The organism is Lactococcus muris (genome assembly GCF_042849115.1).
Taxonomy (GTDB): domain Bacteria; phylum Bacillota; class Bacilli; order Lactobacillales; family Streptococcaceae; genus Lactococcus; species Lactococcus muris.
In genome coordinates, this window is sequence record NZ_BAAFQO010000005.1 from 1 (window position 1) to 22,112 (window position 22,112).

At 38.3% G+C, this 22,112-nt stretch carries 21 protein-coding genes and 1 pseudogene; 4 read left to right on the forward strand and 18 right to left on the reverse strand.

Annotation, left to right across the window (positions count from 1 at the left end):
* Positions 1–126: pseudogene (locus ACGHCK_RS03980) on the forward strand (IS30 family transposase); the annotation flags it as partial.
* Positions 127–231: 105 nt separating this feature from the next.
* Here the strand turns inward: ACGHCK_RS03980 and carB are convergent.
* Entirely contained in the window at positions 232–3,417 is a 3,186-nt protein-coding gene (carB, locus tag ACGHCK_RS03985) for a carbamoyl-phosphate synthase large subunit (RefSeq protein ID WP_251423428.1), read from the reverse strand.
* A 488-nt stretch (positions 3,418–3,905) separates the two neighbouring features.
* Here carB and ACGHCK_RS03990 point away from each other — a divergent pair, with 488 nt between their 5' ends.
* Positions 3,906–4,340, forward strand: coding sequence for a Spx/MgsR family RNA polymerase-binding regulatory protein (locus ACGHCK_RS03990; RefSeq protein ID WP_202230500.1), 435 nt, complete (start codon positions 3,906–3,908; stop codon positions 4,338–4,340).
* Between the two features lie 39 nt (positions 4,341–4,379).
* On the opposite strand, the gene ACGHCK_RS03995 is transcribed toward ACGHCK_RS03990, so the two are convergent.
* The 12 genes from ACGHCK_RS03995 to ACGHCK_RS04050 all read right to left on the reverse strand — a co-directional run bounded on the left by ACGHCK_RS03995 (position 4,380) and on the right by ACGHCK_RS04050 (position 14,833).
* On the reverse strand, positions 4,380–5,651 hold the full coding sequence (locus ACGHCK_RS03995; RefSeq protein ID WP_202230498.1) for an ABC transporter permease: 1,272 nt from the start codon (positions 5,649–5,651) through the stop codon (positions 4,380–4,382).
* Entirely contained in the window at positions 5,644–6,543 is a 900-nt protein-coding gene (locus ACGHCK_RS04000) for an ABC transporter ATP-binding protein (RefSeq protein WP_202230496.1), read from the reverse strand. Before ACGHCK_RS04000 ends, ACGHCK_RS03995 begins: the two co-directional genes overlap by 8 nt.
* Before the next feature lie 294 nt (positions 6,544–6,837).
* Complete coding sequence (locus ACGHCK_RS04005) at positions 6,838–8,019, reverse strand: CHAP domain-containing protein (protein WP_271328263.1); 1,182 nt, start codon at positions 8,017–8,019, stop codon at positions 6,838–6,840.
* Positions 8,020–8,251: 232 nt separating this feature from the next.
* A complete protein-coding gene (locus ACGHCK_RS04010) occupies positions 8,252–8,683 on the reverse strand; it encodes a flavodoxin family protein (protein WP_202230493.1) in 432 nt (143 codons plus the stop codon).
* 146 nt (positions 8,684–8,829) lie between these two features.
* Complete coding sequence (locus tag ACGHCK_RS04015) at positions 8,830–10,146, reverse strand: FtsW/RodA/SpoVE family cell cycle protein (protein ID WP_271328264.1); 1,317 nt, start codon at positions 10,144–10,146, stop codon at positions 8,830–8,832.
* Positions 10,147–10,251: 105 nt separating this feature from the next.
* Positions 10,252–10,857 carry a TVP38/TMEM64 family protein gene (locus ACGHCK_RS04020; RefSeq protein WP_202230491.1) on the reverse strand — a complete coding sequence of 202 codons (606 nt, stop codon included), beginning with the start codon at positions 10,855–10,857 and terminating at the stop codon, positions 10,252–10,254.
* Positions 10,858–10,875: 18 nt separating this feature from the next.
* A complete protein-coding gene (locus ACGHCK_RS04025) occupies positions 10,876–11,271 on the reverse strand; it encodes a CvfD/Ygs/GSP13 family RNA-binding post-transcriptional regulator (RefSeq protein WP_202230507.1) in 396 nt (131 codons plus the stop codon).
* A 1-nt stretch (position 11,272) separates the two neighbouring features.
* Entirely contained in the window at positions 11,273–11,863 is a 591-nt protein-coding gene (locus ACGHCK_RS04030; protein ID WP_202230506.1) for a peptidylprolyl isomerase, read from the reverse strand.
* 318 nt (positions 11,864–12,181) lie between these two features.
* A complete protein-coding gene (locus ACGHCK_RS04035) occupies positions 12,182–12,814 on the reverse strand; it encodes a response regulator transcription factor (RefSeq protein ID WP_202230490.1) in 633 nt (210 codons plus the stop codon).
* Positions 12,807–13,814: a sensor histidine kinase gene (locus tag ACGHCK_RS04040; protein WP_202230489.1), complete on the reverse strand. Its 1,008-nt coding sequence runs from the start codon at positions 13,812–13,814 to the stop codon at positions 12,807–12,809. The genes ACGHCK_RS04035 and ACGHCK_RS04040 overlap by 8 nt, the downstream gene beginning before the upstream one ends.
* Positions 13,811–14,428 carry a cell wall-active antibiotics response protein LiaF gene (gene liaF / locus ACGHCK_RS04045; protein WP_251423418.1) on the reverse strand — a complete coding sequence of 206 codons (618 nt, stop codon included), beginning with the start codon at positions 14,426–14,428 and terminating at the stop codon, positions 13,811–13,813. Before liaF ends, ACGHCK_RS04040 begins: the two co-directional genes overlap by 4 nt.
* Before the next feature lie 66 nt (positions 14,429–14,494).
* On the reverse strand, positions 14,495–14,833 hold the full coding sequence (locus ACGHCK_RS04050; protein WP_202230487.1) for a metal-sulfur cluster assembly factor: 339 nt from the start codon (positions 14,831–14,833) through the stop codon (positions 14,495–14,497).
* A 203-nt stretch (positions 14,834–15,036) separates the two neighbouring features.
* On the opposite strand from ACGHCK_RS04050, the gene ACGHCK_RS04055 reads away from it, so the two are divergent.
* Positions 15,037–15,567: a TetR-like C-terminal domain-containing protein gene (locus ACGHCK_RS04055; RefSeq protein WP_251423414.1), complete on the forward strand. Its 531-nt coding sequence runs from the start codon at positions 15,037–15,039 to the stop codon at positions 15,565–15,567.
* 45 nt (positions 15,568–15,612) lie between these two features.
* Here the strand turns inward: ACGHCK_RS04055 and ACGHCK_RS04060 are convergent, their stop codons facing one another.
* The 3 genes from ACGHCK_RS04060 to ACGHCK_RS04070 all read right to left on the reverse strand — a co-directional run bounded on the left by ACGHCK_RS04060 (position 15,613) and on the right by ACGHCK_RS04070 (position 19,718).
* Positions 15,613–16,782, reverse strand: coding sequence for a MalY/PatB family protein (locus ACGHCK_RS04060; RefSeq protein WP_251423411.1), 1,170 nt, complete (start codon positions 16,780–16,782; stop codon positions 15,613–15,615).
* Between the two features lie 50 nt (positions 16,783–16,832).
* Complete coding sequence (gene malX, locus ACGHCK_RS04065; RefSeq protein ID WP_271328265.1) at positions 16,833–18,884, reverse strand: maltose/glucose-specific PTS transporter subunit IIBC; 2,052 nt, start codon at positions 18,882–18,884, stop codon at positions 16,833–16,835.
* A 105-nt stretch (positions 18,885–18,989) separates the two neighbouring features.
* A complete protein-coding gene (locus ACGHCK_RS04070; protein WP_251423409.1) occupies positions 18,990–19,718 on the reverse strand; it encodes a MurR/RpiR family transcriptional regulator in 729 nt (242 codons plus the stop codon).
* Between the two features lie 234 nt (positions 19,719–19,952).
* Here ACGHCK_RS04070 and ACGHCK_RS04075 point away from each other — a divergent pair, with 234 nt between their 5' ends.
* Positions 19,953–20,048, forward strand: a complete 96-nt coding sequence (locus tag ACGHCK_RS04075; RefSeq protein ID WP_271328266.1) for a putative holin-like toxin — start codon at positions 19,953–19,955, stop codon at positions 20,046–20,048.
* A gap of 233 nt (positions 20,049–20,281) precedes the next feature.
* Here ACGHCK_RS04075 and rplS read toward each other — a convergent pair whose 3' ends face one another.
* Positions 20,282–20,632, reverse strand: a complete 351-nt coding sequence (rplS, locus tag ACGHCK_RS04080; RefSeq protein WP_202230482.1) for a 50S ribosomal protein L19 — start codon at positions 20,630–20,632, stop codon at positions 20,282–20,284.
* Positions 20,633–20,719: 87 nt separating this feature from the next.
* Positions 20,720–22,111, reverse strand: coding sequence for a sensor histidine kinase (locus tag ACGHCK_RS04085; RefSeq protein WP_271328267.1), 1,392 nt, complete (start codon positions 22,109–22,111; stop codon positions 20,720–20,722).
* Position 22,112 lies beyond the last annotated feature (1 nt).

Below are 22,112 nucleotides of genomic sequence, written 5' to 3' on the forward strand. Positions count from 1 at the left end.
ATGGATGAGGTACCTTCTGAAACCATTGATAAATATATTGAAAAACTTAATCTAAGACCAAAAAAGGTCTTGGGCTGGAAAACACCTTATGAAATCTTTTTTGAAGAGGTGTTGCACTTAACTTGACAATTCAAGCTACAAAAAATGGCGGTAGATTTTCATCTACCACCACAGATTATACAGAACCAGAAAATGTCACATAAAAAAAGCAGCTCCAGTCTGCTTTTTTGTTTAAATGACATTCATTGTAAATGAGCGGCTCTCCATCACACGGAGGATAGCTTCTGCTGTATCTAAAGCTGTGAAGAGTGGAATACCACGACTGATTGCTTCTTGGCGAATCAAGAAACCGTCTGTCTCAGTTGTCGAGACACGTTTGCTGCCCATAGTATTGATGATAGCTTGAACACGTCCCTTACGAATGTCATCGATAACGGTGTCTTCAGTCGACTCCGTTACTTTACCAACTTCTCGAACATAGAGTCCTGCAGTTTTTAGATACTGTGCCGTTCCCGAAGTGGCGATTAAAGAATATCCGATATTGGCGAAACGTCTCGCCATCTCCAATGTTTCTGCTTTGTCTTCATCTGCGACCGTAAAGAGAATTGAACCGTGATCAGCCATGTGTAGTTTTGCAGCTTCAAAAGACTTATAAAGCGCCTTTTCTAAGGTTGTATCTGATCCCATCACTTCACCTGTGGATTTCATCTCTGGACCGAGAAGGCTGTCCACTTTTGCTAATTTGCTAAAGCTGAAGACAGGCGCTTTGATGTGGACAAGTTCTGACTCTGGGGCAAGACCCGATGTGTAACCAAGTTCCGCCAATGTTTTCCCTAAAATCATCTGTGTGGCAAGCTGTGCCATCGGAATTCCTGTAACTTTTGATAGGAAGGGAACCGTACGCGAAGCACGTGGATTCACCTCAATAACATATACTTGCTCTTCATGGATGACAAACTGAATATTCATCATCCCGATACAGTTCAAACCCTCTGCCAAGCGTTGAGTGTAATCCACGATTGTCTCAATAATCTCAGGACTAAAGGTTTGTGGTGGATAAACTGCCATCGAGTCTCCTGAGTGAACCCCTGCGCGTTCGATGTGTTCCATGATTCCTGGCAATAAAACATCTTTTCCATCACAAATAGCGTCAACTTCACACTCTTGTCCAGTCAAATAGCTGTCTACTAATACGGGATGCTCTGGCGAAGCCTTGACTGCACGGTTCATATAATTACGCAAATCGACTTCATTATCAATAATTTCCATGGCACGTCCACCTAAGACGAAGGAGGGACGGAGTAAGACAGGATAGCCTATCTTCGCGGCATTGGCAACCGCTTCTTCTTCATTCGTGGCTGTCGCACCTGGAGGTTGTGGGATATTTAGGTCTGACAAGGCCTTCTCAAAGGAATCACGGTCTTCCGCACGCTCCAAGTCAGCAACTTGTGTCCCTAAGATACGTACACCTGCTTTTTCTAAAGGTTCTGCAAGGTTGATTGCTGTCTGTCCACCAAACTGCACGATAACACCCTTAGGCTCTTCCAAGTCGATAATGTTCATAACATCTTCGAAAGTTAATGGTTCAAAGTAAAGTTTATCTGAAATTGAGAAATCAGTAGAAACCGTCTCAGGATTGCTGTTGACGATAATTGCTTCATAACCTAAAGCCTGAATCGCTTTGACAGAGTGAACAGTCGCATAGTCAAACTCCACCCCTTGACCGATACGTATCGGACCTGAACCTAAAACAAGGATCTTTTCCTTTTCAGATTTTACAGATTCGTTCTCCCATGCATAAGACGAGTAGAAATATGGCGTGCTACTTTCAAACTCAGCAGCACAAGTATCTACCATTTTGTAGACCGGAAGAATTTCTCCATCTTTGCGACGACGACGTACTTCTGACTCTGTCACATTCCAAAGACGGGCAATCTCTTTATCCGAAAAACCATTTTTCTTGGCTGTCTTCAAAATCTCTGGATCAAAAACATTCAGTTCTAACTCTTTTTCAATCTCAACGATATGAAGCAATTTATCCAAGAAGAAAATATCAATCTTACTTAAAGCCGCAATTTCTTCAATGGGAATCCCCCGGCGAATCGCTTCGGAAATATAGAAGAGACGGTCATCCTGTGCTTTAATAATTTTTTCGTACAAGAACTCTTCTGTAACTTCCTCTGCTTCTTCCAGACGATTGTGGCTCACACCTATTTCTAAAGAGCGTACAGCTTTGAGGAGACTTTCTTCGATGTTACGACCGATAGCCATAACTTCCCCTGTCGCTTTCATTTGCGTACCAAGGTTACGGTCGCCATGTTCAAATTTATCAAAAGGAAAGCGCGCAATTTTAGAAACTACGTAGTCAAGAGCTGGCTCAAACATAGCATAGGTTGTGTTTGTGACAGGATTGATGATTTCGTCTAGAGTCATTCCAACTGCAATTTTAGCGGACATCTTAGCGATAGGATAGCCTGTCGCCTTAGAAGCCAAGGCAGAAGAGCGTGAGACGCGTGGGTTTACTTCAATCACATAATATTTATAAGAATGTGGATCCAAAGCAAGCTGAACATTACAGCCCCCTTCGATTTTCAAAGCACGAATGATTTTTAATGAAGCATCACGAAGCATTTGGTATTCAACATCTGACAAGGTTTGACTTGGCGCAAACACAATCGAGTCTCCTGTATGTACACCTACGGGGTCAAAGTTTTCCATGTTGCAGACCACGATGGCATTATCTGCTGAGTCACGCATCACTTCATACTCTATTTCTTTATAGCCAGCTATTGATTTTTCGATCAAACATTGTGTCACTGGAGAAAGTTTTAAGCCATTGGCAACAACTTCACGAAGTTCTGCTTCGTTGTCACAAATACCGCCTCCAGTTCCTCCCATCGTAAAGGCAGGACGAACAATGATAGGGTATCCGATTTCTTTTGCTTGCACAACTGCTTCTTCAACACTTGTGGCAATTTCGGATTCACATAAAGGTTCGCCGATACTTTCGCAGAGCTCTTTAAATAATTCACGGTCCTCTGCTCGGTCGATGGCGGATAGTTTTGTGCCTAAAAGTTCAACCGAAAGTTCTTCCAAAATACCGCTTTCGGCTAATTCCATGGCCATATTTAAGCCTGTTTGCCCTCCTAAAGTTGGCAAGAGCGCATCTGGTCTTTCTTTACGAAGAATTTTACTGACAAACTCAAGCGTAATCGGCTCAATATAAACCTTATCCGCAATTTCACGATCAGTCATAATCGTTGCTGGATTAGAATTAACCAAAATAACTTGATAGCCTTCTTCTTTAAGCGCTAAGCAAGCTTGAGTACCAGCATAGTCAAATTCTGCGGCTTGTCCAATAACAATCGGTCCTGATCCGATAATCATAATTTTTTTAATATCCGTACGTTTTGGCATAATATCTCCATTTCTAAAATTCCAAGTAGCTGTGAGATAAACTTTGCTCCGCTCTCTGACAGGTATTTTCTTATTTCCCAAAAAGTTTGAGAAAAAAGCACCTGCCAGAAAAAACAGGTGCAAAGAAGATAGAGTACGCCCTCTTTTGAAAAGAGCTTAATATTCATGTCCACAACCTTGCTAGCCTCTCTGGACCAGTTTAAAAGTTTTATCCCTAGTAGAATAACATTTTCTTAGTAAACAGTCAAATGAAAGCTTTGAAAGTGAAAAATATTCTTACTTAACTTCATATAAAATAAGGAAGCAATATAAGCTCTATTATTAATAATTTTCACTAAATTACTAAGATGATTCCACTCAATTAATAAAAATAACATTGGATTAAAATTAAAACTTTCCAATGATGCTCTTGACACGCTCTTTAAAAATGTTATAATTAGTTCATATATAAATTAGAAAAAAATAAGATTTTCTATAAAGGAGACAACATGATAAAAATTTATACCGTTGCCGGGTGTAGCTCAAGCCGAAAAGCAAAAAAATGGCTACTTAATAACGATATCACTTTTAAAGAAATCAATCTTCTCACAGATGATATCAAAAAAGAGGATTTTCTTGAAATTCTTGCTCTGACAGAGCATGGAACCGAAGAGATTGTTTCAATGCGGAGCCACGCTTACAAAAGTTTATCATTGGATTTAGAGCAGTTTTCTTTAAACTCTATGATTAAAATCATGAAAGAAAACCGCACAATTTTACGCCGGCCTCTCATTCTTGATGAAAATCGTCTTCAGATTGGTTATAACAATGATGATATCCGCAAGTTTCTCCCTCGCTCTGTACGCCAAGTTAAGCTGAAAGATATCAGTCGGGAAGTTCGCAATATCGTTATGGAACGTGATTTCCAAACTCAGATTAGTTAAAAAACCTCACCTTTGTGAACAACAGAGGCGAGGTTCTTTTTATTTAAGTTTATTTTTTAGTCTATCTTCATTTTTCATATTATTGATAGATTGTTTCAATGCTTTCAATAAGCCTCCACTACTATAAATCAAAACATTAGATTTATAGAACCGTGCTGAGAACAAGAGAGTAAACACCATTGCAGCAAGCATGATTCCCATCGAAAGCCAAACTTGTAAATTACTTGCAACTCCTGTCGCAATCTGCATTGGCAGAACAAAACTAGAAATAAATGGAATATAACTTGTTACAGTCATCACAATATTATCAGGTTGAGAGGCAAAGATAATGGATAGCATATACCCCAATAAACCAATCATTGTTATTGGTGTTTGAGCTTTAGGCACATCTTCCACACGTGAAATCAGTGATCCAGATAGAGCAGCGAGGAAAGTAAACAGAAGAACTCCTAAAATTACAATAGGGATGACCAACCAAAACTGTCCCGTGAAGACTTCTTGAAGATTTAATCCTTGTAGGAGATGCCGAACCATATCATTATCCTTGAAAACGAGATAAGCTACCCCAATCTGAAAAACATAGGCCATAATATTCACCGTACAAACGAGTATAATCCCAACAAGCTTTCCATAAAAATGTGTTTCAGCTTTGACACTTGAAAGGATGACTTCCATAATACGTGTCCCTTTTTCACTTGCAATTTCTTGTGCAACAATACTGCCATAAGTTGCAACAAATATCCAAATAAGAATAATTAAAGCTGTAGCAATGGCCTGCCTTAAACCAGAATAATCCGTTCCCTGTATCCTATTTCCTTCCTCATCAAACTCCACATGTATAGGTTCTAATCGAGCTGGGGAAAGTAGATTGGCTTGCTCTTCTGGAGAGAGTCCTAGCTGAGTTGCCAAAGCACTCTGCTGTATGCTTGTGAGTGTTTGTGACACCAACATTTGAGTTGCCATATCCATTGAACGTGTCGTTTCTAAGCGTGCATGAATTTTTCCTTGATTTGACTCCAAGACTAAAATCGCTTCAACCTCTTCATCTTTGAGTTTATGATCAGCTTCTGAGCGATCCATCACCTTATAGTTAATTTCTCCTTTAACTTCATTAAGAGCAGAAGCGATATTTTTATTTTCCGTAACTACAGCGATGCTATCAACATTTCCTTGACCATTGTCCACCACTCTAGCAACCACATAGAAAACAAGCCCTATCAGTAAAGGAAGGAAAACCATGATGAGAAAAGAAACTGACTTAACATTTTTTCGAAAAACTTCTCTTACAATTATCCAGAATTTACTATTCATGTGTTTCACCTGCTTTCATTTTGAATATTTCTTCCAAACTTGGTGGTTGTTGAGAAAACATATGAATATAGCCTGATTTTGTGACATAATCAAAGACACCTTTTCCAGCTTCTTCATTTTCCAAAGTCAACTCATAAGTACCATTACGTTGTAAAAGTACTTCTTTTACCCCCTCAAGATGAGATAATTCTTCTTGTGATACAGGTGCTTCGACAAATACTTTTGTCCGGCCAAAACTCTGACGTACAGCATCCACAGTTCCGTCCAATATTTTCTTGCCTTCTTTCACCATAATCATCTTATCAACCATTTTTTCGACATTCATCATATTATGATCTGAAAAGACAACACACACTTTTTGGTTCCGAAGTTCAGCCACTGCTGTTTTTAATAACTCTGCATTAACTGGATCCAAGCCCGAAAAGGGCTCGTCTAAGATAACAAGCTTTGGTTCATGGATAAGCGTAGCAATAAGCTGAACTTTTTGTTGATTACCTTTTGATAGTGTTTTTACCTTATCTGTCCGTTTTCCTTTGACCTCAAACTTCTCCATCCAGTAATCAATTTTTTCATCAATTTCTTTTCTAGTTTTTCCTCTAAGCTGACCAAAAAAGCGCAGCTGTGACTCAATACTCTCTTTTGGATAAAGTCCTCTTTCTTCTGGTAAATAACCAATAATATCATAGTCCTTGCTGGACAGTGGGGATCCATTCCACAAAACACTTCCTGAATCTTGCGTCAAAAAATCCAGTATAAGCCGAAATGTTGTTGTTTTCCCAGCTCCATTTTGTCCGATAAAGCCCAAAATCTCCCCATCTTCTATGTTGAAGCTTAGGTCATCTACTGCAACAAGATCACCAAATGTCTTCCTAAGATTTTTTACTTCAAGCATTCCCTTCCTCCTTCTAAAAGCAAAGCGCTATCTTTTATAATTAGTATAACTTATTTCAACAATAAATTAAACTCAAAATACAGCAGAATTTATTTTTTCATCTGAATATTCGGATATTATCATCTCATGACAACTTTACTAATTTTCTTCTAAAGAAAGGTTTAAATAAAATGCCTCCAAGTGGGAGGCTTAGGAAAGGTCTATAGAGGTTGCTTGCTGGCTAGCATTAGCACCTTGAGGTGCAAGGATAGAGGCCTATCAAAAAAAGCAAGATGTTCTTGCTTCTCCTGTTTGCTATGGATTGATAAAGTAAACACCTGATGTTGAAACAGTACGTGTTGATCCCCAACCTCCATTAAAGTTTCCTTCAGAAATTACAACTTGACCATTTCCCAAAACTTGTTCTACAACGGCAACGTGACCATAAAATGAGTCAGCACCTTGAACCCCTGGAGGAAAGACAATAATGTTACCCGGAGCTGGACCTGCATTAGCATAAACTACCCAGTCTGCTGCATTGCCCATATAGGTTGGCATATTGCCACCAAGACGTTCCCATACATAAGCCGTACATTGCCCTGGTGGGTATGGGTTATTGCCAGGTGTTGGTGGTGGAGCTGGTGGACCTACTGGTCCAGGAGGTGCTGGTGGATTTGGCGGCGTAACTTCTGAGCCGCCTCCCAAGTCTGGTGTAGAAGGCTGCACTGGACTTGGAGAAGTTTCATTTGCCTTCTCTTGTTGCGCTACCATAGACTGTTCAGCAGCCAATCTTTGCGCCTCAGCAGCAGCCTGTGCAGCTCTTTCAGCTTCAGCTTTTTGACTAAGTAATTCTTGCTTCTTGCCTTCCTCAGTTGTTATCATAGCCTCATAATTCAACTGAGCAACCTTGAGCTGAGCTTCTTGAGTTGCTAACTCGTCTGCTTGACTTTCCAAGTCTTGCTGCAAGCGTGTGACCTTAGCATACTTGTTTTGGTTATCTTTTAGTTTATCTTGAATATCCTTTTGATCTGCCTCTTGCTGCTCAATCATCGACTTATTAGCACCAGCAACAGTTGCCATGGCAGTCATTTTTTGGATAGCATCTGTCAACGATTTAGAATCTAAAAGAGCAGAGATATAGTTTGTTGCTCCTCCTTCTGTTTGTGCACTGCGGGCTTGAGCTTCCAAGGCTTCACTGCGTTCTTGGATATTCTTATTTAACTCTTGAATTTGTTTAGACTGTTCCTTCTGTTGATTGGATAACTTTTCAACTTCCTCTTTCATTGAAACCTGTTTCTCTTTCAATGTATTGACTTGAGTCCCTACTGCCTCGACTTGAGATTGGGCTTGTGCTGCCTCATCTTTTACGGCTGCAATCTTTGAATCTTGCTCAGCAATTTGACGTTCTGTTGAATCAGCGTTTACGCTAGACAATGGAGCCCCTGCAGTCAAAACAACTGTTGAGAGCATCAATGTCGCAATCAATTTCTTTTTCATAAAAAGTAAAATCTACCTCCTCAAATTCTCTTGAATGAATATTACCATTTTATCACAATTGCTTTTATTAATGTAACAAAACAAAGGCTGTTGATTACATCAAAGTAACATTATATTTCTCAACGTAATATTTTCTTAATGAAATAAAAACATTTAATAAAAAAGATAATAAAACAAAAAAGCTTCAAAATGACTGAAGCTTTCATTTAAAAAAGACGATTTAAAATTAATATTATAACTGAGAAACTACTTCATCAACAAAATTTTCCACTTGACTGATCTGGTCTTTTGTTAGATCACCACCTGCAGGAGCGAAAAATGTGATGCCTTGCATGTTCATGTGTAGATCAAAGGATTTTTCATTAACTTTAATCCCCTTTTCTTTTGCTGCTGTGGTAATTTTTTTAATCGCTGATTCCAGATGACCAGAAGTAGAAAAAGCCACAATCTGCTTGATTTTTCCACTGTCTAGAGCCGCCAGATATTCTTTCATATCCTTGGTTACAGAGGCAAACCAAACGCCTGCTCCAAGAAACAGCACTTCAACTTCTTCTTCGAGTGGCTCTGAAATACGTTTCGCTTTAATATTGAGCTTATCTGCAATTACATCTGCAACTGCACGTGTATTTCCTCCACGTGATGCATATCTTACTGCATATTTCATTTTATAATTCCTCCTTTGTATTCTCATCTATAGCCTACCACATTTTGTTAATTATGTGAAATTTTTAGTTTGAGAAATTTAATCTTCTTCCCTTAACGTACTAAATCCGAAAGAAAAAAGCTTTTTCTATTTGAAAAGCTTTTCTATTATTTACTGCTTCTGCGTCTTCCTGTTGCCTTAACCCTTTGTTGTTGTGAAGTACGTGACAAGCGCGCTTTTTTATTTTCTAAAGATTTTCTGCCAGCTTCACGAACCATCACAAACTCTGGTAGCTGATTATATTTCATAGAAAGAACAAGTCCAAGACCGATAATATTACTAATGAGAGCCGATCCTCCTTGGGAGATAAAAGGCAACGGAATACCTGTTAACGGAAGCAAACCAATTGCTGCCCCAATATTTTCAAATACATGGAAGAGAATCATCATAATAATCCCCGTCGATATAAAGATATAAAATTGGTTATTGGACTGAAATGTCACACGAATCATGCGATAAATGAGGGCAAAGTAAAGTAAGATGACGAAAGTTGAACCAACGAAACCAAAGTCTTCTCCAATCACAGTAAAAATCATATCAGACTCACGAACTGGTACATTAACGTTTGCCACACCAAAACCACGTCCAAACAGACCTCCTACCCCAATAGCAATCAAAGCACGCGACTGTTGAAGTGAAAAACTTTGAGTGTACTCAAAGGGCTGCAGCCAAGCCAAGAAACGATTAACTTGATATTGACTAAATACATTTCCCAGCAGCTCCTGCCCTTGAGGATTCATAACCATGGCAACGATACCTGCTGCGACAAGTGCAACTGCAGCAAGAACAGGTAGGATAATTTTCCAAGATACACCTGACACTAAGACAATACCTGCTGCGATGGCTAAGAAAACCATGAAAGTTCCGAAGTCTTCCTGTAGTGCGGCAAGTACAGCTATGGGAAAAGTTGCTAAAGTAATCTTGCCAATCAAGATAAAGTCGTCCCTAATATAACGTTTTTTTAACTTGTTTTGAAAGGACACAACAATTCTTGCTAAAAATAATATATATGCTATTTTCATCAGCTCTGAAGGCTGGAAAAGGTTTGTATTGTGAAAGGCAATCCAGTTCTTGGCTCCTGTTAGATCATACACCGATTGGCTATAGAAGAATATAGGTAATACCATTAAAATGAGACCAAATCCATAAAAAACTGGTGTGAGGTTCCAAAGGAGTCTCGAATCCATATGCATCACAATCAAAGCTAAAATAACTCCGACAATAATCCAAGTTCCTTGTTGCCCCACCATCTTAACTGCTTGTGTCGGATAGTCATGGCTAACGGCAACCCAAATGGCATACAGTCCAATGGCTGTTAGAAGAAAGGCCGGTAAGATGAGCGCATAATCAATACGGCTGTCAAAACTTAGCTTACTTTTAGACTGCTTTTTCTTTTTCTTTATTGTATTTGTTTTATTGTTCAAAATGGAGCTCCATCACTAGAAAGTTTACTAGGTCTATTATACATTATTTATATAAAAATGGTTGCTTTCGCAAAACCATTTTTAAACATTATTTGAAGTCCTCTACTAGAAGATATTGCCAAGCAAATTCCCACCGAAAATCAAGGCATAGGAATAAAATAGAATCGGGAGTGGTTTGCATAAAATCATCACCCAATTAAAGAATTTCCAACTCATTCGCGTTTGACTCGCAATAAGAACAAGAGCATCATCTGGTGCAATCGGCGACAATATCAAGAGAAGGAAAGCGATATTAAAACGTTTCTGCCCCTTTTCCAACCAAGCCATATATTTATTGTAGGTTTTCTCTTTAACAAAAATTTGGACCAAAGATTGTCCGTATTTTCGGCCAAGGTGGAAAAGTATCACAGAACCTACAAGAATACCCAAATAATTATAAACAAATCCCCATACAGGTCCAAAAATCAGGACTCCCGCTGCTATAGTCAGTCCTCCAGGTATAATCGGAATAATAACTTGAATGATTTGCATGAGCAAGAATATAACAGGCCCCAGAATAGCATGAGCTGTTATTATGCGTTTTAAAATTTCTTGATCTTGGAAAGCACCCAAATGCCAGAGGTAAACACTACCAACAATAGTAGCAATAAAACCCAAAATAGTAATCACGTTAAAAACTCGTTTGGTATATTTTAAGACATTGTCGTTCATCTTCACCTCGTTTGTATTTTAGTTTACTCTTTCTCTTAAATAACTTTCGCCTTCTTCAATCCACATCTCCCTTTTATCCGCTAAGCTTTTAAAACCAATCTTGTCACGAGAATCTGTGAATCTTTTTTTGCGATAAAAATAATGGTTTTGTGGATGCTCCTCAAGACTTCGAATGGACAAACTGACTTTTCCATTGTACTCGTCAATGTCAATGATTTGCGCTTTTACATGCTGGCCAATTTTTATGACTTCTCGGATATTTTTAACAAAACCTGATCGTACCTCTGAAATATGAATCAACCCTTTATGTTCATTGTTTTCTCGATCTACAAATTTTACAAAAGCTCCATAGTCTTGCAAGCCGATAATTTCAGCGGTAACTTTGTCCCCAATTTTTACTGATTGATCCATCATTTTATTTCTCAATAATTTCAATGTTTTCAATAATAACGTCATCAACTGGACGGTCTTGTACGCCCACGTGCACAGCTGCAATCTTATCTAGAACTTTAAAGGAATTTTCATCTGCAAGCTGCCCAAAGACTGTATGGCGGCCATCAAGATGTGGCGTGCCACCTTGTACATAGACTTCAGCAATCTCTTCAGGCCAGCCTCCTTCAACCAAAGCCGACTTAGGATAAGGAAGATTTTGATTTTGCACGATAAAGAATTGACTTCCGTTTGTATCCGGTCCTGCATTAGCCATTGACAATGCGCCGCGGATATTAAAAACATCTTGTGAAAATTCATCTTCGAATTTTTCACCATAGATGGATTCGCCACCCATCCCCGTACCTGTCGGATCTCCTCCCTGAATCATAAAGTCCTTGATAATACGATGGAAAATAACGCCATCGTAATAACCTTTTTTACTCAGTTCAACAAAGTTTTTAACAGTCTTCGGAGCCAGGTCATCAAAAAGTTTCACAGTCATATCCCCATGATTAGTATGAATGATCGCTGTTGTTCCTTCATGTTTCTCAAGATTAAGTTGTGGGTAAGTCATTTGCTTCTCTTTTCTAAATTTTATCATAAGTCTCGCCAAGGAAACTTTCATTTTTGTAAGTTTAAAAGATTAAAAAACACTACTGTATGGCGCAAATTTCTGGAAAAATCTTCTAAGATACTTGGACAGTTACAGGTCCTCGTTTTTTAATCCTACAAAGTATCATCAACATAGCAAAAATTAGTTTTAATTTTCGAAACTTTTTAAACTAAACTTTTATTCTTCTATTATAACAGATATGGAGTGTTTTCGCTATTGGACATGCATGTTTAAACTACAGTAAGATAAAAAAATCTATCCGTAAGTGTAATATGCATACTAATCAACAAGCTTATGTTGAATCGCATAAATAGTCGCCTGTGTACGATCACTCACTTCTAACTTGTTAAAAATATTGGACACGTGTGTCTTGACAGTTTTGAGACTGATATAAAGTTGATCTGCAATTTCTTGGTTTGATAAGCCTTGGGCCAAAATTTTTAGTACTTCCATTTCCCTTTTTGAAAGCTCATCATAAAGTTCTGGCTTACGGTGCTTTTGTTGATTTATTTTTTCTTTAACAGCTTCTGATAATACATCCTGTCCACTCGCAACTTTACGGACAGCATTCGCAATTTCAGCGGCTTGGGATGTCTTTAAAATATAGCCTTTAGCCCCTGCAGCCAAGGCAGGAAAAACTTTTTCATCATCCAAGAAACTCGTTAATATCAGGATTTTCTGCTCTGGACTTTCCGCCAATATTTTCTGTGTCGCTCCAATACCGTCTAAGCGATCCATAACCAGGTCCATCAGTATTACATCAGGTTTTAAACTTTGGGCTTTGAGATATCCAGACTCACCATCTGCAGCCTCTCCTACCACTTCAATATCTGGTTGAATATTCATAAAGCTTGACAAACCAAGCCGAACCATCTGATGATCATCCACGATAAGTAATTTTATTTTATCCATTTTTTCCTTTTATCTTCTTAATTTGATTCACTTGTGGGATACGTATCTCTACGCTCGTCCCTTGATTTGGAGCACTGACTATCTTAACATCACCACCAAGTAAGAGTGCACGCTCTTTAATATTGACAAGTCCATAGCTGGCTGACTTACTGTTTTTAGTGTCAAAGCCAACACCGTCGTCAGTTATTCTTAATATTATATTATCATGTTGTTCCTTTAAGAGCACTTCAATATTATCAGCTTGCGCGTGTCTTAAGGTGTTACTCAGAATTTCTTGAGCCATTCGGAAAAGGTTATCTTCTATGTTTGATGAAGCTTGAATATCACTGAGTTTTACATTGATATTTGATGAAATTTTTGCCTGTAATTCGTCAGTTAAGGAATTCAGACCTGCTGCTAATGATTTGCCATCCAGTTCAATCGGTCTTAGATGCAACAATAAGGCTCGCATTTCATTTTGGGCTTCATGTAAGATTTTTAAAACCAGACGTGTTTGCGTTAAAATCTGGTCCTGCGTGAGATGAGTGGCTTCTGCCTCACTTCCTGTTACAGAGGATAAAATCATCGTTGCAGCAAAAAGTTCCTGACTCACTGAGTCATGAAGTTCACGCGAAATTCGCTTTCTTTCTGTTTCAATAATTTCTGCTTTATTGGCTGACTTCTGTGCTGATAATTCTTGGAGCTCTGTCGTCATTTCTTTTAAGCGCAAATAGAGTTCTTGCAGCTCCTGATTTTCTGGCTCTTGATTTTGACTAAGACGCTGAATGTCATCAAAGAAATTTTTCTTTATCTTACTGTTCTCTAAATAGTTAAAAAAGGTAAAGACTAATGCTAATAAGCCTGCTACGGAAAGAAAAATCCATATCCCATAAAAATTATTAACTTTCAAACCCACGAGATTTATTGTGGAAGCATCACTCGTGACTAAGAATAGTAGCGTATTAACCAAAACTATGATTATAAAAAGGACGGTAAAGGTTCTAATGATTGATTTTTTCATCCCTTAACCACCTCAATATTTCCTGTGTCTACTTGAATGTTGATACGGATACGTTTTTGACTTTCTTCTTTCATCTCAGAAAAATAGCGGAAATTTTTAGGATTAATTTCTGTTTCCTTATCAAAAATTTTGACAATACCATTATGAACTGTTATCTCTAAAGCAATTGCTACATCCTCGGGAACGATAATTTTAGTATTTCCTGCAGATTTTTTGATACTTAAGCTATTTCCTTCAGGTCTGAAGTTTACATCGTAAAGATCAATGACATCATTGCCATTACTGCGCGTAAGTTTTTCTGAACTTTCAGCATAGTTTTGCCCATAGTCAAAGCTTGAACCAGTTTCTGACTGCTTTTTCCATAAACTAATCCCTACAAAGAGAGGGAACAGCAAGGCCAGCCAGAACCAACCTGCTGTCAATAACATTACAGCAAAAAAAATCCAAAGCACTACTGAAACTGAGCGTAGAAAAATTATTTTTCTCGACAGAATACTGAAAGAGACAGCAAAAGCAAGTAGCAAAAGAAAGTAAGGCGATTTCATAATATGAAACAGCAAGGCAGCTATAATACATAGTTCAATGATGATGAAGGTTTTTATCTGTCTACTCATATCTCCATTTTACCAAAAAAAGACCTTGTTTCACTCGGTCTTTGGTCCTATTTTACAAGATATCATCTAACGGATACCTAGAGCGATGCGCGCATAGCGGCTCATTTTATCAACAGTCCATGCTGGATACCAGACGAGATTCACCTTAATCTCAGTTACTTCGTCAACTTCTTTAAGTGCATCATGAATTTGGTCTGTCAATACATCGGCTAAAGGGCAGCCCATAGTGGTCAAGGTCATTTTAACTTCGGTAAATCCATTATCCTCAAAAGAAATCTCATAAACCAAGCCCAGATTAATAATATCAATACCCAGTTCAGGGTCAATCACCGTTTCTAAAGCTCCTAAAATCTTTGTTTTAATTTCTTCAATTTGCGCTTCAGTGTATTTGCTTTCTTCGCTCATAAATTTCTCCCTGTTCTCACTGTAAAATCTATTTGACATTGTTATTCTATCATATTTTTCAAAATTTGACGAGAAGGATAGAGACAAATTTATTCACTATTTGCTTATGTATTTTTATATACAACGCGTCTAAAAAGTGCTATAATAAACTTTTAAAACAGGAAAGTAAAAATATAAGTTTCACAAAAGAAAAGGATTAAACGTTGGAAAATAGAAAAGAACGTACAAAAATGCGCCTTCGTGATGCAATGACTCAGTTGCTGCAAGAAAAAACATTTGACCAGATTACGACAACTGAACTTGTGAAAGTTGCAAAAACGAGTCGCAGTGGCTTTTATACACACTATCAAGATAAGTACGAGATGATTGACCAGTATCAAAAAACATTGCTCAATACCATTCAATACGTCTTTGAAAAAAATAATGGGGATTTGCAAAAAACGATGCTGGAAACATACGAGTTTCTCGATCATAACGAGATTTACGCTGCGCTTCTCTCCGAAAATGGCAGTAAAGAAATTCATCAATTCATGCAAGCCAAGTTAAAAAATATGATTGAACGCTCTATTCTTCCAAAAGATGCCAGAAGAAGTCACCTTGGCCAGCTCGGTAAAATCTATGCAGGAACTTATTATGCTCATGCAATTTTCGGGCTTACGCAAGCCTGGATTCGCCGGAAGCGTAAGGAAACACCTGAAGAAATCACCAGAATCCTTAGTCAACTCATTCACTAGCCTACAAAGAAAAGCGTCAACTCTTAGTTTGAACGCTTTTCATTTTTAAAGAGACTGGATACTTTTAAGTAAACGCTCAAGTCCTTCTTTGACCTTAGCTCTTGAGCAACCTATATTTAGCCGGAGAAAATTTGTTCCTGCTTGGCCATAGATTGCCCCATCCATAATTGCCACTTTTCCTACGTTAATCAAGGCTTTTTGCAAGTCTTCCATCGGGATTCGCAGCTCTGAAATATCAAGCCACAAAAGATATGTTGCTTCGGATTCAATCAGCTTTACCTGAGGCAACTTTTCTCGTAAAAAATTTCTCGTAAACACGATAGACTCATCCAAGTAGTCGTTGAGTTCTTCCACCCATTGACCAGCCGTTTTATAAGCTGAAACTGTTGCTTCCATGCCAAGAATACTGCAAGAAGAAAGACCATCTTTTTCTTTCAAGTGTTTACAAAATTTATCCCGAAGCTTGCCATCAGGAATCAGTAGATAAGAAAAAATTAATCCTGGAAAATTGAAGGTTTTACTCGCTGATGTGAGAAGAGCGATATTTTCCGTTCCATACCGTAAAATAGGATGGTGTTGTTTCCCTTTCCGAAGAATATCCATGTGGATTTCATCTGAAATGATAAACACATCATATTTTTGACACAGTAAAATTACTCTTTCTAATTCCTTGCTTGTCCACACACGACCTGTAGGGTTATGCGGTGAGCAAAAGAGCAAAATTTTATTCTGTGGTTCTGCTAATTTTTCTTCCAAATCTTGAAAATCAATTCTGTACTGCCCTTCTTGAAAAAGTAGGGGATTTTCAACATACAAACGTTCATTTGCCGTAACTGTCTTAGAAAAAGCATCGTAAGCTGGTGTTTGTACAACAACACCTTCTCCTGGCTGAGACATGATTTCAATCAGCTGTGAAAGGGAGTAAATAACACTTGGACTGTACAAAATCCAGTCTTCTTCTATCTTGAAGTCAAATTGCTTGTGGTACCAAGTTGAGACAGCAGACTTGAAATACTGGTGATTCCAACGCGTGTAACCATATATAGGATGCGTAAGTCGCTTTTGTAGTGCTGTGTTCACTGTCTCAGGAATTGCAAAATCAGTATCTGATATGGTAAAAGGAAGTAAATCCTTCTGGCCAAACCGATCCTCTACAAAATCCCACTGGGTACAAAACGTTCCTTTGCGATCAATTATTCTATCAAATTCTGTCATATCAATAAATAGTAAAACAAGACTTTCTGCCTTGTTTTACCTTTCTCCTTCTAAATCAAATTATCCAAATCATTTCGAACAGTTGTTACTTTTGTCCCGATGATAACTTGGACACTTGTATCATCCAAATGTACGACACCTAGAGCACCTAAATCTTTTAGCTTATCATCTTCAACAATGTTACCGTCATTCAAAATCAAACGAAGACGTGTAATACAGTTATCCAAAGTGACGATGTTTTCTTTTCCACCAAGAGCAGCTAAGATTGCTTCTGCATTATAACCTGAGGTATTTCCTGAGTGAGCCATTTCTTTGTCTGAATACTCTGGCTCTATAACTGCTTCACGTCCCGGTGTTTTCAAATTTTTCCAAAGAATAACTTTTTTGAATGTAAAGTAGTATGCTGCAAACCAAAATGCACCAACAAGAGGAATCAAGAACCACTGTGTATAAGAGCCTTGCATCACTCCGAAGATAAGGAAGTCAAGAACACCACCGTCTGTATTTCCGATTGTCACGCCTAAGAGACTCACAATCAATGCACCAAGACCTGTCATGATAACATGGAAAATCCAGAGGAATGGACTGATGAAAAGGAAGAGGAATTCAATTGGTTCTGTAATACCTGTAACAAATGTTGCAATAACACCGGAAATTAAGAGTCCTTTTATTTTTGCGCGATTTTCTGGTTTAGCGGTACGATACATCGCAAGGGCAGCGGCCGGAAGACCGAACATAAAGGTTGGCATCTTTCCTTGTGACAAGAAAGCAGTTGCTGAACCTGAGATAGGTAGGCGATTAGAGAGCTCTGCATAGAAGATATTCAAAGCGCCATACACTTCTTGTCCATCAATGAGTGCTGAACCTCCAGCCTGAGTGAAACGAATAGTAGCCACCAAGATGTGATGCAAGCCAAAAGGTAAAAGCAAACGTTCGCCAGAGAAGAAAAGGAAAGGTCCGAAGATACCTGCACCTTGTATCAAGCTCCCCACCTGTTGGATAAGAAGAGCAAAGAGCGGCCAAATTACAGGAATAAGCAAACCAACTAACGCCATTACTAGAGCTGTAATAATCGGGACAAACCTTGATCCCCCGAAAAATGCAAAACTATCTGAAAGTTGGATATTGTAGAACTTCTTATGGAGATTGTAAACAATAATACCAGCAATGATACCTCCAAGAACTCCCATTTCGATAGTTTGAACACCTAAGGCCATTCCTTGCCCTGCTTTTTGCATGAGTTCTGCATCCGCAAGTTGTCCACGTTCTGTTAAAAAGAAATTAATCGAGAGGTTCATCACCATGTAGCCTACAAACCCAGAAAAAGCAGCCACTCCCTTTTCTTTCTTTGCCAAACCTAAAGGAATTGCCATCGCAAACATCACTGGAAGATTACTAAAAGCAAACCCACCAATTGCGGAAAAGAAACGGAAAATAACTTGGAGTACTTCGTTGCCTAAGAATGGAAAAGCATCAATAGTAGATTTGCTGGAAAATGAACTTCCCAAACCTAAGAGTAAGCCCATAAAGGCCATAAGGGCAACTGGAAGCATGAAAGTTTTCCCTAACTCCTGAAAGAAGCCTCCCAAGGCAAATTTTTTCTTTTTCTTCTGAGGTTCGGAAGTCTTTGTTTTAGCTACTCCTTTTACAATGGCTTCACCAATCGGACTTCCACCTTTGACCTTTCCTACCTCACTGATCTGGAGTCTTTCCAGTTTTTCAGCTGTATTAGTAATGACTACGATAGCTGTTTTTTTAAGTCCAGCTTCTTCAACAGCTTTCCAATTTACGCGTCCAATAGCTTGTCCAGCTTTTACACTGTCCCCTTCTTTAATGTGAAATTCAAATACTGATTTGTCAAGGCTGACTGTATCAATACCGATATGAAGCAATACCTGCAAATCATCTGCTGTATCAAATCCTGCAGCATGCCCTTGAACCATTCTTACTCTGCCAGAAACAGGAGCATATATGGCTTCTCCTGTAGGCTCAACTGCATAGCCCTCCCCCATCGTTTTCTCAGAGAAAATCGGATCTTTAACATGCTCTAGTTTAAGGATTTCCCCATCAAAAGGAGCATAGAGATTCTTTTGGTTACTCATTGTTTAACCTACCTTTTTATTTTTGTTATAAATAAATATTACCACAATGTAAAACGCTTTCAACAAAACTACTAAAAAAACACTTTTCCTTCGAAAAGTATATTTTTAAATGTGTAAAATTCCACGATAGGCATAATAAAGCGACTGTAAAATCAAGAGTAAAGGCGTTTTATCAGTTGTATTATAACCGTTCACCTCCTCTTCTTCCGTTAAGCAAAAGAGCGAAATGTCTGAGAGTTGAACTAATCTGTTCCCCTTTAGATTAGTAAGGCTAACAATTTTGTGCTTGTTCTCCTTAGCCAGTGCCGCTAATTCTAAAACTGACGGTGTTTCGCCAGATAAGGAAACAAAAAAGAACAGCTCACTGGATGAGCTCAGAATTTTCTTTTTCATCTCCTGCTGATATTCAAAAAATTGAAACTTATTATCCAAAGCAAAGAGACTTTTCACATACATTTTAGTTAAAAGGCCTGTCTGATCCAAGGCATAAAAATTGACAAATTTAGCTTTCTGCATGAGCTGCACGACTTTCATCTCTCGTTCTTTATCAATGAGATCAAAGTTTTTCAAAAGAATTTCCTTGTGAGAGCTCGTTACTTCCGGAATTGCTAACTCTTGCTTGAGATTTATTTTAAACTCAGAAAAATTATCATAGCCTAATTTTTTACAGAAACGTGTAATGGTATTAGGTACGGTATAGAATTTTTGTGATAAGCTAACAATTTTTGTTTGACTCACTTCTTCCTTATGTTTCAGAATATAGTTTGCTAAGTCTTCCTCTAGCTCTGTCAATCTATTTTCTTTATTCTTTATACGTTCCTGAAAACTCAGCATATTTATTCCTCTTCATCCGTTTTTGATGCCTGCTTATTTATCTTTTATTCTATCACAGAACCTTTTTAAATCAAAAATGCTTTAATCACAAGTAAGTGTCAACTGAACTGCTCTAGTAAGTTTTGTTTTTATGACAGAATAATTTTTGTGGCGTTTAATGGACGGTGCGCCGACTGGAGATGATGCTTATGATATTTGTGTGAGCTAACCTCACAAAACATAAAGGCGATAAATTTGTCAGTGTATCAAGCATTGTCATTAATGATTGCATTTGCAACATTAATACTCATGCTCAATGATAGGAACAACAAAAATAACGTCCAACTTTAGCCAGTATTGACGTTATTTTAACATGAATATTAGGTTACCGTTCTTAAAACGGCTACATGGGACTTATTGACGTAAGTCCTTTTTTGATGCCTCGATTATGTCATATTTAGATTTTAAAGTTCAACAGTTCAAATCCAACTGCTCCCTTTTTTAATTTCCAGATTTCACTGTCTTTTATAAGTCATTTTAACAAAAAGAAAAACCGCTCAACAGGGCGGTTAGACAAGTCAAAATTATTTACGGCGTTCTGGGATACGAGCCGCTTTACCTTGCAATGCACGCAAGTAGTAAAGTTTAGCACGACGCACACGACCGTGACGGATAACTTCGATTTTTTCAACACGCGGAGTGTGAAGAGGGAAGATACGTTCTACACCCACACCGTTTGAGATTTTACGAACAGTGTAAGTTTCTGAGATACCAGAACCTTTACGTGCAATAACGACACCCTCGAACATTTGGATACGTTCGCGAGTTCCTTCGACAACCTTAGCGTGAACACGTACAGTGTCTCCTGGACGGAATTCAGGGATATCTGAACGAAGTTGACCTGCATTGATAGAATCGATCAATGAAATAGACATTTTTTTCTCCTTTTGCTTATCAATAAAGCCACTGGCCCAGCGGATAAACAGTTTTATTTATGCCAAAACGGCACTTGTCATATTCTATCAAATTTTCTCTTTCTTTTCAAGCATTTTTTCTGGAATTTTGCTAAAAACCATCGTGAAAACGGTCTGATTATTTTCACTTTTGACATCGATTTGACCTTGGTGTTGTTCAACAACGGTCTTGACAATAGCTAAACCAATACCATGAACCCCTCCTGCACCTTTGTAAAAACGTTCAAAAATATGTGGCAAGGTCTCTGGATCAATGACAGCCCCATCATTTGCAACTGAAATGAGAACTTCACGCCCTTTATTTACACATGTGAGCGTAAGTTCTGTTTCCACATAGCGCATAGCGTTTGAAACCAGATTACTCACTGCTCGACGTAAGGCCTTATAGTTACAGGTTAGCATGACTGCTTTTTTATCGAAGACGCTTGTTATCTTCACGCCTCTTTGCTCTGCGAAGATTTCTTGTTCTTTAACAATATCCTGCATAATTGCTCGGACATCTTGACGCTCCATTTCTTGCTGCCCCCCTAGACTATCAAGACGTGATAGAGTCAAAAGATCTTCAACCAGCTCACTCATACGGTCGGTTTCATAAAGAATCGTTTCGCTCGCCTTTTTGGGGTCCATTACTTCATAAGAAATCCCCTCTGCATAGCTCTTAATCGCCATAAGAGGTGTACGGAGCTCGTGCGAAGCATTTTGAAAGAAAAGCTTTTGATTTTTATCATTATTATCGAGCTGTCTTGCAGCCACATTCATATTATGAGCTAAGGTAGCTAGTTCACGGTCTTGGAAGCTTCCCTTGTATTCAGTAAAGTCTCCTTGCCCAATCCGTGTCGCAAATTGCGCTAATATAGACAATGGTTTAATCAGTCTTTGCGTTACAAAAGTTACGGCCAAACTTAAAATTAAGATGACGGCTAGAGCAACTGAAACCAAAAATAGATTCACCGAGTTAGTAAAATTAATAATCCCTGTGATATCAACATACAACACTTGATAGAGTCCAGATTCTTGACGACTCGCTTCGATATAAAAAGTGCTCCCTGATATATCAAGGCGGTAATTTTTTACATTATCAAGTGAAACTTTTTGGCTTTTCAAGGCATGAGCAATATGATTTGCTGTTTCTTTCTCAAAGTTGCCTACTTTTTCTAAATCCTGAACTTCATACTTCTCATTAATATTAAAAGCAACAGGATGTGTATTAAAACTCCCACGAGGCGCATCTTCTAGATTAATAGATATACTGCCTGAGGGCGAAGTGGCTTGTGCTTGATAACTTCTAACTTGCGCTAACTGACTGGAGGCTGAATTACTGATATAGTTATTGATTAAGACATTAAAAATTAAGATAATCCAGAGAAAAGCAAAGAAGACAAAACCAATATTTGTAAGAAGCAAGCGCGTTTTAATACTGAGTGGTTTTCTCCTCATCATA